At 63.2% G+C, this 13,025-nt stretch carries 13 protein-coding genes; 10 read left to right on the top strand and 3 right to left on the bottom strand.

Annotation, left to right across the window (positions count from 1 at the left end):
- The first annotated feature begins 13 nt into the window (after positions 1 to 13).
- The 3 genes from galE to BM046_RS03775 all read left to right on the top strand — a co-directional run bounded on the left by galE (position 14) and on the right by BM046_RS03775 (position 2,996).
- Positions 14 to 1,030 (top strand): UDP-glucose 4-epimerase GalE, encoded by a 1,017-nt coding sequence (gene galE / locus BM046_RS03785; protein ID WP_090537149.1) that lies wholly within the window; start codon positions 14 to 16, stop codon positions 1,028 to 1,030.
- 348 nt (positions 1,031 to 1,378) lie between these two features.
- Positions 1,379 to 1,822 carry an REP-associated tyrosine transposase gene (locus tag BM046_RS03780; protein ID WP_090537148.1) on the top strand — a complete coding sequence of 148 codons (444 nt, stop codon included), beginning with the start codon at positions 1,379 to 1,381 and terminating at the stop codon, positions 1,820 to 1,822.
- A 376-nt stretch (positions 1,823 to 2,198) separates the two neighbouring features.
- Positions 2,199 to 2,996 (top strand): flagellar protein MotY, encoded by a 798-nt coding sequence (locus tag BM046_RS03775; protein ID WP_090537146.1) that lies wholly within the window; start codon positions 2,199 to 2,201, stop codon positions 2,994 to 2,996.
- Here BM046_RS03775 and BM046_RS03770 read toward each other — a convergent pair whose 3' ends face one another.
- From BM046_RS03770 to BM046_RS03760, 3 genes are all read right to left on the bottom strand, one after another.
- The gene (locus tag BM046_RS03770) at positions 2,997 to 3,434 is read right to left on the bottom strand and encodes a DUF411 domain-containing protein (RefSeq protein ID WP_090537144.1); all 438 of its coding nucleotides are present in this window, start codon (positions 3,432 to 3,434) and stop codon (positions 2,997 to 2,999) included.
- A 17-nt stretch (positions 3,435 to 3,451) separates the two neighbouring features.
- Entirely contained in the window at positions 3,452 to 3,655 is a 204-nt protein-coding gene (locus tag BM046_RS03765) for a heavy-metal-associated domain-containing protein (protein WP_090537724.1), read from the bottom strand.
- Between the two features lie 511 nt (positions 3,656 to 4,166).
- On the bottom strand, positions 4,167 to 5,186 hold the full coding sequence (locus BM046_RS03760; RefSeq protein WP_090537142.1) for an AraC family transcriptional regulator: 1,020 nt from the start codon (positions 5,184 to 5,186) through the stop codon (positions 4,167 to 4,169).
- Positions 5,187 to 5,334: 148 nt separating this feature from the next.
- Here BM046_RS03760 and BM046_RS03755 point away from each other — a divergent pair, with 148 nt between their 5' ends.
- The 7 genes from BM046_RS03755 to BM046_RS03725 all read left to right on the top strand — a co-directional run bounded on the left by BM046_RS03755 (position 5,335) and on the right by BM046_RS03725 (position 13,022).
- On the top strand, positions 5,335 to 7,365 hold the full coding sequence (locus tag BM046_RS03755) for an NADPH-dependent 2,4-dienoyl-CoA reductase (RefSeq protein ID WP_090537139.1): 2,031 nt from the start codon (positions 5,335 to 5,337) through the stop codon (positions 7,363 to 7,365).
- A 269-nt stretch (positions 7,366 to 7,634) separates the two neighbouring features.
- The gene (locus BM046_RS03750) at positions 7,635 to 8,498 is read left to right on the top strand and encodes a hypothetical protein (RefSeq protein WP_143084144.1); all 864 of its coding nucleotides are present in this window, start codon (positions 7,635 to 7,637) and stop codon (positions 8,496 to 8,498) included.
- Between the two features lie 102 nt (positions 8,499 to 8,600).
- Positions 8,601 to 9,482, top strand: coding sequence for an NAD(+) kinase (locus tag BM046_RS03745; RefSeq protein ID WP_090537134.1), 882 nt, complete (start codon positions 8,601 to 8,603; stop codon positions 9,480 to 9,482).
- A gap of 5 nt (positions 9,483 to 9,487) precedes the next feature.
- Positions 9,488 to 10,447 carry a metallophosphoesterase gene (locus BM046_RS03740; RefSeq protein WP_090537133.1) on the top strand — a complete coding sequence of 320 codons (960 nt, stop codon included), beginning with the start codon at positions 9,488 to 9,490 and terminating at the stop codon, positions 10,445 to 10,447.
- Positions 10,444 to 11,295 carry a rhomboid family intramembrane serine protease gene (locus BM046_RS03735; protein WP_090537131.1) on the top strand — a complete coding sequence of 284 codons (852 nt, stop codon included), beginning with the start codon at positions 10,444 to 10,446 and terminating at the stop codon, positions 11,293 to 11,295. Before BM046_RS03740 ends, BM046_RS03735 begins: the two co-directional genes overlap by 4 nt.
- Positions 11,296 to 11,916: 621 nt before the next feature.
- The gene (locus tag BM046_RS03730; protein WP_090537130.1) at positions 11,917 to 12,189 is read left to right on the top strand and encodes a YeaC family protein; all 273 of its coding nucleotides are present in this window, start codon (positions 11,917 to 11,919) and stop codon (positions 12,187 to 12,189) included.
- Positions 12,189 to 13,022 carry a DUF2797 domain-containing protein gene (locus BM046_RS03725; RefSeq protein WP_090537128.1) on the top strand — a complete coding sequence of 278 codons (834 nt, stop codon included), beginning with the start codon at positions 12,189 to 12,191 and terminating at the stop codon, positions 13,020 to 13,022. Before BM046_RS03730 ends, BM046_RS03725 begins: the two co-directional genes overlap by 1 nt.
- Positions 13,023 to 13,025 lie beyond the last annotated feature (3 nt).

The following is a 13,025-nucleotide window of genomic DNA, read 5'->3' as shown; positions in this document are numbered from 1 at the left end:
AAGGACTGAGTAAATGAGCAAGACCATTCTGGTTACCGGCGGCGCCGGTTACATAGGTTCGCACACCTGCGTGCGCCTGCTTGAACTGGGCTATGACGTGGTGGTGCTGGACAACTTCAGCAACAGCTGCGCCGAGGCCGTGCGCCGGGTGGAGGATATTGCCCGGCGCGAGGTGGTTCTGGTGGAGGGCGACATCAATGATGCCGCGCTGCTGGATCGCCTGTTCCAGACCCACAAGGTGGATGCCGTCATCCACTTTGCCGGACTCAAGGCGGTGGGCGAGTCGGTTGCCCAGCCGCTGCGCTACTACCACAACAACGTCAGCGGGACCGTGGTGCTCTGCGAGGCCATGCAGCGGGCCGGGGTGAAGAACATGGTATTCAGCTCCTCCGCCACTGTCTATGGCGACCCGGCCACGGTGCCGATCCGTGAGGACTTTCCCACCAGTGCGACCAATCCCTATGGCCGTTCCAAGCTGATGATCGAGGAGATGCTGGGCGATCTGTATGTGGCCGACGACAGCTGGAATATCGCCCTGCTGCGCTATTTCAATCCGGTCGGGGCCCACAGCAGCGGTCGGATCGGCGAAGACCCGGCGGATATCCCCAACAACCTCATGCCCTACATCGCCCAGGTGGCCGTGGGCCGGCGTGAGCATCTGAACGTGTTCGGCAGCGATTACCCGACACCGGATGGTACCGGTGTGCGGGATTACATCCACGTCATGGACCTGGCTGAAGGCCACGTGAAGGCCCTGGAATGGCTGGACCGCGATCTGGGCATCAAGGCATTCAACCTGGGTACCGGCAAGGGCTACTCGGTGCTGGACATGTTGCACGCGTTCGAGAAAGCCTGCGGCCACAAACTTCCCTACGTCCTCACCGACCGCCGCCCCGGCGACGTCGCCTGCTGCTACGCCGACCCCACCCTCGCCGCCGAAGAACTCGGCTGGCGCGCCGAACTCAGCCTCGAAGCCATGTGCGCCGACGCCTGGCGCTGGCAGTCCAACAACCCCAAAGGCTACCGCTAAGCCTCCTTTGTGCCGGGCGCACCCCCTTCGCACCCGGGGCGGGTGCTCCTACGGTTCGGGGTTGGGTTGTGGTTCTGTTGTAGGAGCACCGCCCCGGTACGAACCGGGCAACCACAATCCACGCCCCATGCAGCCCCCCTTCGCACCCGGGGCGGGTGCTCCTACGGGTCGGGGGTGGGATTGGTTTTTTTGTAGGAGCACCGCCTCGGTGCGAACGGGGGCGGGCACAAACCCTCCTCACCCACACCTCGCCGTGCACCACATCACAACCCCGCCATCCTCTCCTTTACTCCTGCCCCGATAACCCCCTGGATATATCCAAATCCCCCATCCAGGAGGCCCAATGCCGTGTCACAAGCAACCTACCAATCCCACCGTCTGCGTCTTGGGCGCGTGTCCGAGGCTGGCAGGCTGTACCTCATTACCGCCGTTACCCAGGAACGCGAACCGGTTTTCTCCGACCTGAACAATGCCCGGATTCTGGTCAATACCTTGCGTATGGAGGCGCTGCAAAACGGTGTTCAGACCTGGTGCTATGTTGTGATGCCGGATCATTTCCATTGGTTGATGCAGTTGAATGACGAGTCGCTCGGCCGAGTGGTGGGGCGGGTGAGGGGTGTTTGTGCGCGGAGAATCGGGCGGCGTATATGGCAGCGGGGTTTTCATGATCGAGCGGTGCGCCGGGAGGATGACCTCAAGGCGTTGGCCAGATATGTCATAGCCAACCCGATCAGGGCGGGGTTGGTGGAGTCGGTGGAGGATTATCCGCATTGGGATGCGGTTTGGTTGTAGGACCCCGTAGGAGCACCGCCTCGGTGCGAACCGGCGGGCACGCGTTCGCACCCGGGGCGGGTGCTCCTACGGTTCGGGGTTGGGTTTGGTTTTGTTGTAGGAGCACCGCCCTCGGTGCGAAAGGGGTAGGCACGCATTCGCACCCGGGGCGGGTACCCCTACGGGTCGGAGTTGAGATTGGTTTTGTTGTAGGAGCACCGCCTCGGTGCGAACGGGACGGGCACGGTGCGAACCGGGCGGAGTTGGGTTTTGGTTCTGGGCTAAAGTTTTGCGCTCGTGCGCCGACTTCTTGTCCTGTAGCCCTGTTTTCGGAGTGCCTTGCTTGTTCCGTTTACCGCTTGTCCTGCTGCTGGGAGCAGCTCTGCCTGCCCAGGCTATGACGTTCCAGACGCGCATGGAAGATGTGCAGTGGTCGGTGGAAGGGGACAAGTTCGAGTGTCGTTTGAGCCAGCGCGTTGACGGTTATGGCGAGGCGGTGTTCATCCGCCGGGCGGGTGAGCGGCCGATGTTCCAGCTGTCGGCCTGGAGCGAGCTGATGCGGCCGGGAGCCGCGCAGCTGTACAACGATCCGCCGCCGTGGCGCCCGGATGCCCGGGTGCAGCCGCTCGGGCAGGGGACGGTTCAGTCGGGCACCACTGTAATGCGGTTACCCTGGCAGCAGGCGGGGCAGATGCTCGCGGGGCTGTCTCGGGGTTTGCAGCCGACCATTCTGCAGGGCAGCCTGAGCGATGCGGGTCAGCAGGTGCGGGTGGTGGTGTCCAGTGTCGGCTATCCGCAGGCGTGGAAGGATTTTCAGGCCTGTGCCGATGGCCTGCTGCCGATGAATATCGATCAGATCTCGCGCACGGCGATCGGCTTTCCCAGTGGCGGTGCCGTGCTGGATGCTCGGGCCAGACAGATGCTGGATGTGGCGCTGGAGTACATCAAGGCTGATCCGCAGGTGTCGCGCATTGAGCTGGATGGGCACTCGGACAATGTCGGCGACCGACTGAGCAACCGCGAGCTGTCCCGCCAGCGGGTGCTGGCGGTTCAGGCCTACCTGATCGAGCGGGGCGTGGATGAGGACATGATCAGCATCCGTTTCCACGGCGAGCGCTACCCCGTCGCCAACAACAACACCCGGGAAGGCAGGGAAAAGAACCGCCGGGTGACGCTGAGGTTGGAGCGAAGTTGATCAGTACTCCGCGATGACCTCGACTTCGCCACTTCTGGTCAGTCCCACTACCTGATAAGGATCCTTGCGATCACCGTACTCCATGCCCGGAGAGCCGACGGGCATGCCGGGAACGGCTATGCCGAGCAGGTCGGGGCGGTTCTGCAGCAGGTGGATCTGTTCTGCAGGCACGTGGCCCTCCACAAACTGACCGTTGATGATCGCGGTGTGGCAGGAGCCCAGGCGCGGGGGTACGCCGGCGGTCTGCTTGAAGCTGCCCATGTTGGCTTCCACATGGTCATTGACCGTGAAGCCGTTGTTCTCCAGATGCAGGATCCAGTCCTTGCAGCAGCCGCAGTTGGCGTCGCGGTGGACGTCAATGGTCAGGTTGTCTGCCGCCTGGGCCAGACCGCCCATGAACAGACCGGCCAGGGCGATTAAGCGTAATTTGCCGAGCATGTTTTCCTCCTTGACTGTCAGCCGCCGCAGCAGGTGGTCTTGCCATCGTGGGCGACGTTGGCCGGGTAGCCGGCTTCGTCCAGGGCGTTGATCAGCGCCTGGCTGTCGGCATTGCCCTTGACGCTGACCTTGCCGGCTTCCAGGTTGACGTCGACCGATTCGACACCGGCAACGGCGGTCAGGGCCTCGGTGACGTGCTTGACGCAGTGGGCGCAGGTCATTTCCTTGACGTTCAGTTGGATGCTCACGGGAACAATCTCCTCGATGGTTTGAATGGCCACAGTCTCAACCCTGACACCGTGGCAAAGTCAATTGCTTCTGAACTTTCCCGTGTGGCTTTCATCTGACTGTAAAGCAGGGGAGTTAGGTTGAACCTGTTCCCATGCAGAGAATGATCAAGAAGGAGAGAACAATATGAACGAGTATGAAGAAGAACTGCTGGAGCAACGCGCCCAGGAATGGGATGACGCTGTAGATGATGCACAGGAGATGTGAGGGGTAGGCATCCGACTCCTTCGCGCGGTAGGAGCAGCAGCCACGGGTGCGAATTCGCGTATTTGTTGTAGGAGCACCCGCGCCGGGTGCGAATGTGTGCCTGCCCAGTTCGCACCGTGGGCGGTGCTCCTACAGGTAAAACCAGATCCCTTTCCGGGGTATTGAACCTCAACGCCGGATATTGATTGTAGGAGCACCCGCCCCGGGTGCGAATGGAGGCCCGGCTGGGCACTCTCTTTAATCCGGCTTTTGCTGTCTCGTCTGCCGGCGATATTGCCCTGGTGCTACGCCGGTCCAACGTTTGAACGCGCGTTGAAATGCTGCCGGTGAGGAGAAGCCGAGCAGGAAGGCGATTTCTCCCAGTGCGGTTTCCGTATCCCTCATGTAGCTCAGCGCCAGGTCCCGGCGCATGTCGTCGATGATGTTCTGGAAACGCGTGCCGGCTTCGGCCTTGAGGCGGCGGCGCAGGGTCCATCCGGCCATGCCGAGGCGGGCGGCGACTTCGTCCAGTTCCGGTAATTGACTGTGCAGCCGCGGGGAGAGGATTTCCTCGACCCGTTCGCGCAGGTGCCGGTGGCGGGTGAGATCCTGCAGTTGCTGCTCACACAACTCCACCAGCTGGGCGTGGGTGCCGGGAGCACTCTGGATCAGCGGCAGGTCGAGGCTGCCGGCTTCCCAGATCAGCTGGTTGTGCTCCTGCTCGAAGAGGACGGGGCAGCCGAACAGGCTCTCGTAGCGGTCGGCATAGTCCGGCGCAGGGAACTCGATGTGCACTTCTCTGAGCCGCGCTGCGCCTCCCGTCAGCTGCATGGCGAGCTGCCGGCGGGAGGCGAGGGCGGAGTCGACCACGAAGAGGTTGAAGTTGTTGTAGGGACTGATCGAATAGAAACGGGTGGCCGGTGGATGAAAGCTGGAGTGGCCCCGGTAGTTCTGGCTGGTCAGGCGCTCGAAGCGCACCAGTACATCGAAAGCCTGGCCGAGGCTGGGCGCGCACTGGGCGGTCAGCCCCGGCAGTCCCAGGTGCGATGGCTGGCTGTACCGGCCCATCAGCAGGCCGATGTCCTTACGGCCGCTGAGCTGGATGGCGGCATGGCCGAGGCGCATGAAGCGCGGAATGCTGATGCGCGCCAGAGGCCGGGCCAGCATGTCCGGGGGAACGCGATAGCGCCGTAACAGGGCGTCGGCATCATGACCCAGATGCCTGAGCGCCGCCTGCAGGCTGTAGAGGTAGCCGACCGAGAGGTCGCCGAGCTTCATGCTGTGACTCCTTGTGGAGCTGCAGAATGTAACTCAGGGTTATGAAAATGTCATTTGCGGTGATTGAGCGGGTCAGGGGCAGGGCCTATCGTCTGCTCCATAGCAAGTCGGCCGATGAGCCGACGCCTGATGACACTGGAGTATGACCATGAACGGACAGTCCCTTTATCCCCATATGCTGGCGCCGCTGGATCTGGGTTTCACCACGCTGCGCAACCGGGTGCTGATGGGTTCGATGCACACCGGCCTGGAGGAGCGTCCCCAGGGCTTCGAGCGGATGGCAGCCTTCTTTGCCGAGCGCGCCCGTGGTGGCGTGGGCCTGATCGTGACCGGCGGCTTCGGCCCCAACGAGGAAGGCAGCGTGGGTAAGGGCGCAGCCAAGCTGAGCACGCCTGAAGAGGCCGAGAAGCACAAGGTGGTGACCCAGGCGGTGCACGAGGCCGGCGGCAAGATCTGTCTGCAGATCCTGCATGCGGGCCGTTATGCCTACAACCCGGCGCAGGTGTCCGCCAGTGCGGTGCAGTCGCCGATCAACCCCTTCACCCCGAAGGAGCTGGACGAGGCGGGCATCCAGAAGCAGATCGACGACTTCGCCAACTGCGCTGCCCTGGCCCAGAGCGCCGGCTATGACGGCGTCGAGATCATGGGATCGGAGGGTTACTTCATCAACCAGTTCCTGGTGGAGCGGGTGAACAAGCGTACCGACCGCTGGGGTGGCAGCTACGAGAACCGCATGCGCCTGCCGCTGGAGATAGTACGCCGGGTGCGTGCTGCAGTGGGCCCCGAGTTCATCATCATCTATCGCCTGTCGATGCTGGATCTGGTCGAGGACGGCAGCACCTGGGATGAGGTGGTGCTGCTGGCCAAGGAGATCGAGAAGGCCGGGGCGACCATCATCAACACCGGCATCGGCTGGCACGAGGCGCGCATTCCGACCATCGCCACCAAGGTACCCCGTGCGGCCTTTACCAAGGTGACCGCTCGGCTCAAGGGGGAGGTGTCCATTCCGCTGGTGACCACCAACCGCATCAACACCCCGGAGGTGGCCGAGCAGGTGCTGGCCGAGGGGCATGCCGATATGGTGTCCATGGCGCGTCCCTTCCTGGCCGACCCCGATTTCATCAACAAGGCCGCAGAGGGCCGGGCCGACGAGATCAATACCTGTATCGGCTGCAACCAGGCGTGTCTGGACCATACCTTCAGCGGCCGGCTGACCAGCTGCCTGGTCAACCCCCGCGCCTGCTATGAGACCGAGCTGAACTACATTCCGACCACCACTGTGAAAAAGATCGCGGTAGTGGGTGCCGGCCCGGCTGGTCTGGCGGCGGCGACCGTGGCAGCCGAGCGCGGCCATGAGGTGACCCTGTTCGACGCGGCGGCGGAAATCGGCGGTCAGTTCAATGTGGCCAAGCTGATTCCGGGCAAGGAGGAGTTCTACGAAACCCTGCGCTACTTCCGCCGGCGCATCGAGACCACGGGTGTGCAGCTGAAGTTGAACACCCGCGTCAGCAGCGCGGATCTGACCGATTTCGACGAAGTGATCCTGGCAACCGGTATTGTGCCGCGGGTGCCGGAGATCCCCGGCGTGGATCACCCCAAGGTGATCGGCTATCTGGATGCCATTCTTCAGCGCAAGCCAGTGGGGCAGAAGGTGGCGGTGATCGGCGCCGGCGGTATCGGCTTCGATGTCAGCGAGTTCATCTGCCATCAGGGCGAAAGCCCCAGTACCAACACGGCGCTGTTCTGGAAGGAGTGGGGGATAGATCCCGAACTCAACGCCCGTGGCGGTATCGCCGGTGTGACCCCGCAGCCGCATCCGCCGGCCCGCGAGGTCTATCTGCTGCAGCGCAAGGCGAGCAAGGTCGGTGCCGGCCTGGGCAAGACCACCGGCTGGATCCACCGTGCCGGTCTGGCGACCAAGCAGGTGAAGATGCTCAATGGCGTCGAATACCTGAAGATCGACGACGCCGGACTGCATATCCGTCGCGGCGACGAGGTCAGTGTGCTGCCGGTGGATACCATCATCCTCTGCGCCGGTCAGGAGCCGCTGCGTGAACTGCAGGCAGGTCTGGAAGCGGCGGGCAAGTCCGTGCACCTGATCGGCGGTGCGGATGTGGCCGCTGAACTGGATGCCAAGCGCGCCATCGATCAGGGTTCGCGGCTGGCTGCGCAGATCTGAGCCGGGCGTGTTTGCGGGGGCGGCGGGCTGGGGCTCGCCGACCCACCCGATAATGAGCAACCCTCATAGCAGCGCTTCGGCGCTGCTTTCGTTTGCAGGCACTCGCAAGGGCCTGGGTCGACTCTCGCCCGCCGGGAGTCAGTCAACGCAGCTGCCAAGTCTGTCACAATCGTGATTCGCCGTTTCGCGTAAACTCCGACCGGGGCGATGCAATCGTCCGAAAAAAAGAGCAAAGTGCGAGATAAACAAAGCAAATGGGTACAGCCATCATGACTTCACGTGATCCGGACAGAATACAAAAGCCGCTGCTGACTGAAGCGGTGATGTTCTTTTCTGATCAGGGCATTGTCCGGGAGATGCTGTACGCTGAGTTTGAGGCTCTGCTCGATGGCCTGGTAACCGCTCCGGATTTTGCTGACGAGACCGTGGAAGCGGTCTTTCTGCAGATCAACTCACGACTGTATGTACGCGCTGCGGTGTTCTTCACTGTAGATTTCGATCTCGATGGCTATGTGAATCGCCTCTGGAACCTGCCCCTGCGCACCCTGGCGGAGAAGGCCGCCCGGGGGCCGGATATGGGCGGCGGGCCGATTCGGCTGTCCTGCCTGGGCTTCTGTCATCACAAGGAATACCAGCACAGCATGTGGAAGCCGGGTCAGCGCGGCGGCAAGGCTGATCTGGCCTGGATCAAGCAGGCAGTGACCCGCAACGGGCTGGGCATTATCGGGGAGGATGAGGAGGCCAAGGTCCTCCTCACCACCGAGAACCTGCAGGTGGTGGCCGAGGATGCCTGGTACGGCGCGACTGCGTCCCAGGAGGAGGAAGCAGCGGACAGTGTCGACCCGCTGCTGGAAATGACCGCAGAGATGGAGAAGCTGCGCAAGTCCCACGCGGGTGAAGTGGATGAGTACCTGCGCCAGATCGGCGAGCTGCAGGCCCGCCTGCGTCAACAGGAGCAGGAACATCGCGACGAGCTTGATCGTCTGCGCGGTGAGCACGCCGATCACCTGACGATCGTGCGCGGTGAGCTGCAGGACATCAAGCGGCAGCTGGAGGAGCAGCAGAAGCTCAACGGCAGCCTGCGCCGGGAACTGCAGCGACTGCAGACCCGCGCCCCCACCGGGACCGACTGAAACCGTCCCCTATTTGCCAGATACCGCTCTGCCACGGATAATTACCCCCTGTCCGTGCTCAAGCCTGTGCGGAATTTTTCAAGCCGAATCAGAGAGTGGTGTATGGAGCATTTCCGCAATATCGGGCTGATTGGTCGCTTGGGCAGTGCCCGTGTGGTGGACACCCTGCGGCGCCTGAAGCGCTTCCTGCTGAGCAAGGGCCATACCGTGATCCTTGAGGATACGGTGGCCGAGATGCTGCCGGGACATCAGCTGCAGGTGTGCTCGCGGCGGATGATGGGTGAAATCTGCGATCTGGTGATCGTTGTCGGCGGGGACGGCAGTCTGCTGGGAGCCGCACGCGCCCTGTGCCGCTCGAATGTGCCGGTGCTGGGGGTGAACCGCGGCGGGCTGGGCTTTCTTACTGACATTTCGCCCGAAGAGCTCGAGCGGCGGGTAGGGGATGTGCTGACCGGCAAGTACATGGCCGAGTCCCGCTTCCTGCTGGACGCCATCGTCTGCCGGGGCGAGGAGCAGCTGGGTGCCAGCGAGGCGCTCAATGACGTGGTGCTGCACCCGGGCAAGTCGGCGCGGATGATAGAGTTCGAGCTGTTCGTCGACGGTCAGTTCGTCTACAGCCAGAAGTCCGACGGCATGATAGTGGCCACTCCGACCGGCTCCACCGCCTATTCGCTGTCCGCCGGCGGGCCCATCATGCATCCCAAGCTGGACGCCATGGTGCTGGTGCCCATGTTCCCGCATACCCTGTCCAGCCGCCCGATCGTGGTGGAGGGCAACAGCGAGATCCGCATCACCATCGCCCGGCAGAACGAGATCTATCCGCAGGTCAGCTGCGATGGCCAGGAGCACATTGCCTGTGCCCCGGGGGATACGCTGATCATCCGCAAGAAGCCGCAGAAGCTGCGGCTCATTCACCCTCTGGATCACAATTTCTACGCGATCTGCCGCAGCAAGCTGGGCTGGAGCAGTCGCCTGACGGAGTAAGCCGAATGACAGACATCGAGCTCTGGCAGGGCTATGACATCATCGGAGATGTGCATGGCTGCGCGCATACGCTCGAGAAGCTGTTGGAGCAGATGGGGTATGCGCGGGTAGGTGGGGTGTGGCGCCATCCGCAGCGACAGGCGTTGTTTCTCGGTGACATCATCGACCGTGGTCCGCGCATCCGCGAGGCATTGCTGATCGTGCGCGACATGGTCGAGGCCGGCGCGGCGCGCTGCATCATGGGTAATCACGAGTTCAATGCCCTGGGCTGGGTGACGCCGGCGCCGGCGGGCAGCGGTCGCTCCTGGGTGCGCGAGCATACCGACCGAAATCAGCGGCAGATCCAGGCGACCCTGGAGCAGTTCGAGGGCAGGGCAGCGGAGTGGGACGAGTTTCTCGACTGGTTCTGGACCCTGCCGCTGTACATGGACATGGGCCCCTTCCGCCTGGTGCACGCCTGCTGGGATGATCGACTGATCCGCCCCTTCGCCGAGCAATACCCGGACGGCCGACCGGATGTGGATTTTCTTCAGGCGTCGGTCGAGCCCGAGAGCTTCGCCGATCAGGTCTTTGACCGCCTGCTGCGCGGCATCGGCATGCGGCTGCCCCATGGCCTGACCATGAAGAGCGGGGACGGGGTGGTGCGCGGCATGTTCCGCACCAAGTTCTGGGAGGAGTCGCCGGAGACCTACGGGGATCTGGTGTTCCAGCCGGACGACCTGCCGGAGCACATCGCCATTCGCCCGCTGACCTTCCGTCAGAAGCGTGAGCTGCTGTATTACGGGGTGGACGAGCCGCTGCTGTTCGTCGGTCATTACTGGCAGCAGGGCAGGCCGCAGCCCCTGCGCCCGAACCTGGCCTGTCTGGATTACAGTGCCGTCAAGTATGGGCGGCTGGTGGCCTACCGCTGGAGTGGGGAAGAGCGGATAGTGCCGGAAAACTTTGTCTGGGTGGACGTGATATGAGCAAGTACCGGGCGCTGGCCTGCGATCTGGATGAGGATCTGTCCAGGCTGATCCATTTTCTGCGTATGCAGGGCGTGCCGCACCGGGTCACCGAGGAGCGGGGTGAGCAGGTGATCTGGACCCGTAGCGAGGCCGATGCGGACCTGGTGCGTACCCTCTACCGCGATGGTGTTCCTCCGGAAACGGCCGAACCGGTGCGCGTCGCGCGTCCTGCAGTTGGGCCTGGCTGGGGCGTGATGTTGCGGCATCTCCCGGTGACTCTGGCGATACTGGCCATCACCGCGGCGGTCGCGGTCTGGACCGGGCTGGGGCGCAATCTGCACGCGCTGGCCTGGCTGTCCTTCACTCCGGTGAACAGCATGGGCCAGCTGGCGGCCAGTCCTGATCTGGGCCAGTGGTGGCGTCTGGTGTCACCGATTTTCATGCATTTCGGCATCATGCACCTGGCCTTCAATGCGCTCTGGTACTGGGAACTGGGGCGGCGCATCGAGCTGCGGTCCGGCAGCTTCTGGCTGCTCGGGCTGACGCTGCTGTTTGCCCTGGTCTCCAACTATGCCCAGTGGGTCTTCAGCGGGCCGACCGCGCTGTTCGGCGGCCTTTCGGGGGTGCTGTACGGGCTGCTGGGCTATTGCTGGCTGTACCAGCTGCTGGCGCCGAACATGCATTTCGACCTGCCCAAGGGCGTGGTGATCATGATGCTCGCCTGGCTGGTGTTCTGTTTGTCGGGGATCATCAGCGTATTGGGTTTCGGTGCTATCGCCAACGCCGCCCATGTCGGCGGGTTGGTGGTGGGTTGCATCTGCGGCGTCATCGCCGGCGGAATGCAGCGGATGCGGGGAGCGCTGTAGGAGCACCCGCCCCGGGTGCGAAAATGTGCTTGCCCCGGTTCGCACCGAGGGCGGTGCTCCTACAGGAACGGAATCGGGGTAGGAGCACCCGCCCCGGGTGCGAATATGTGCTTGCCCGGTTCGCACCGAGGGCGGTGCTCCTACAGGAACGAAGCCGTGGTAGGAGCACCCGCGTCGGGTGCGAATATGTGCTGGCTCCGGTTCGCACCGAGGGCGGTGCTCCTACAGGAACGGAATCGGGGTAGGAGCACCCGCCCCGGGTGCGAATATGTGCTTGCCCGGTTCGCACCGAGGGCGGTGCTCCTACAGGAACGAAGCCGTGGTAGGAGCACCCGCGTCGGGTGCGAATATGTGCTGGCTCCGGTTCGCACCGAGGGTGGTGCTCCTACGGGAGCGGAATCGGGGTAGGAGCACCCGCGTCGGGTGCGAATAAATGCCGGCCGGGTGCGAATGGCGTAGCGCGGGTGCGCTGCTCCCTGGACGAGCTGGTGCTCGTCCCTCTCAGGTTCCTCCCAGGCACTCCCGGGCACGTCCCGGCCTGCGAAAAAATGTACAATGGCGGTATTTCCCGGGTGGCGGCGCGGTTGCCCGGCGTTCCCCGATTTCACTTCCGGAGATTCCATGGATACCTTCATTCAGATGCTGCGCAATATTTCCCCCGAGGTCTACGAGAGCCTGAAGACGGCTGTGGAGCTGGGGAAATGGGCTGATGGCCGCAAACTCACCCAGGAGCAGAAGGAGCTCTGTCTGCAGGCGATCATCGCCTGGGAGATGGACAACCTGCCCGAGGAAGAGCGCACCGGTTATATCGCGCAGAGCTGCAAGAACGCCTCCAAGGCGCCGGCCAACCTGGATGAGTCGCTGTTTTCGGCGGCGAAGGGCACTTTGCACTGATGGCGCTGGTCAGCGGCGAGGGCAGTATCCGCAAGATGCTCGGTACCCTGGGCGAACCCGTCCGGTACGCTTTACCCCTGGGCGATGAGCAGTTGCCCCTGAATGACCTGCTCGGGCGCACCATCCGCCTCGAGGCCCTTGGAGAGATCCGGTGCCAGCACTGCAACCGGCTTACCAAAAAGAGTTACAGCCAGGGCTTCTGTTTCCCCTGCATGAAGAAGCTGGCGCAATGCGACCTCTGCATCGTCAGCCCCGAGCGCTGTCATTACGAGCAGGGCACCTGCCGCGAGCCGGCCTGGGGCGAGCAGTTCTGCATGACCGATCACATTGTCTACCTGGCCAACTCCTCCGGCCTCAAGGTGGGCATTACCCGGGCCAGTCAGATTCCGACCCGCTGGATCGATCAGGGCGCGAGCCAGGCATTGCCGATCATGCGCGTGGCGACCCGTCAGCAGTCGGGCATGGTCGAAGACCTGCTGCGTCAGCAGGTGGCGGACAAGACCAACTGGCGTCTGCTGCTCAAGGGCGAGCCGGAGCCGATGGATCTGATCGCCGAGCGTGATCGTCTGCTGGAAGGGGCGCAGCCGGGATTGCAGGCGCTGCAGGCCCGCTTCGGTATCCAGGCGCTGCAGCCACTGACCGATGCCCAGGTGCAGCACATCCGCTATCCGGTGCTGGAATACCCGGCCAAACCGCAGTCGGCGAATCTGGACAAGGACCCGGTGCTCGAGGGCACCCTGCTGGGGATCAAGGGTCAATACCTGATGCTGGATACCGCCGTCATCAATATTCGCAAATACACCGCCTACACTATGGCATTCAGTGTGTCCTGAGGA

The organism is Halopseudomonas formosensis, from assembly GCF_900115905.1.
Lineage (GTDB): Bacteria > Pseudomonadota > Gammaproteobacteria > Pseudomonadales > Pseudomonadaceae > Halopseudomonas > Halopseudomonas formosensis.
The sequence above is the reverse complement of the archived record's forward strand: the minus strand, read 5'-3'. Positions and strand labels throughout refer to the sequence as shown.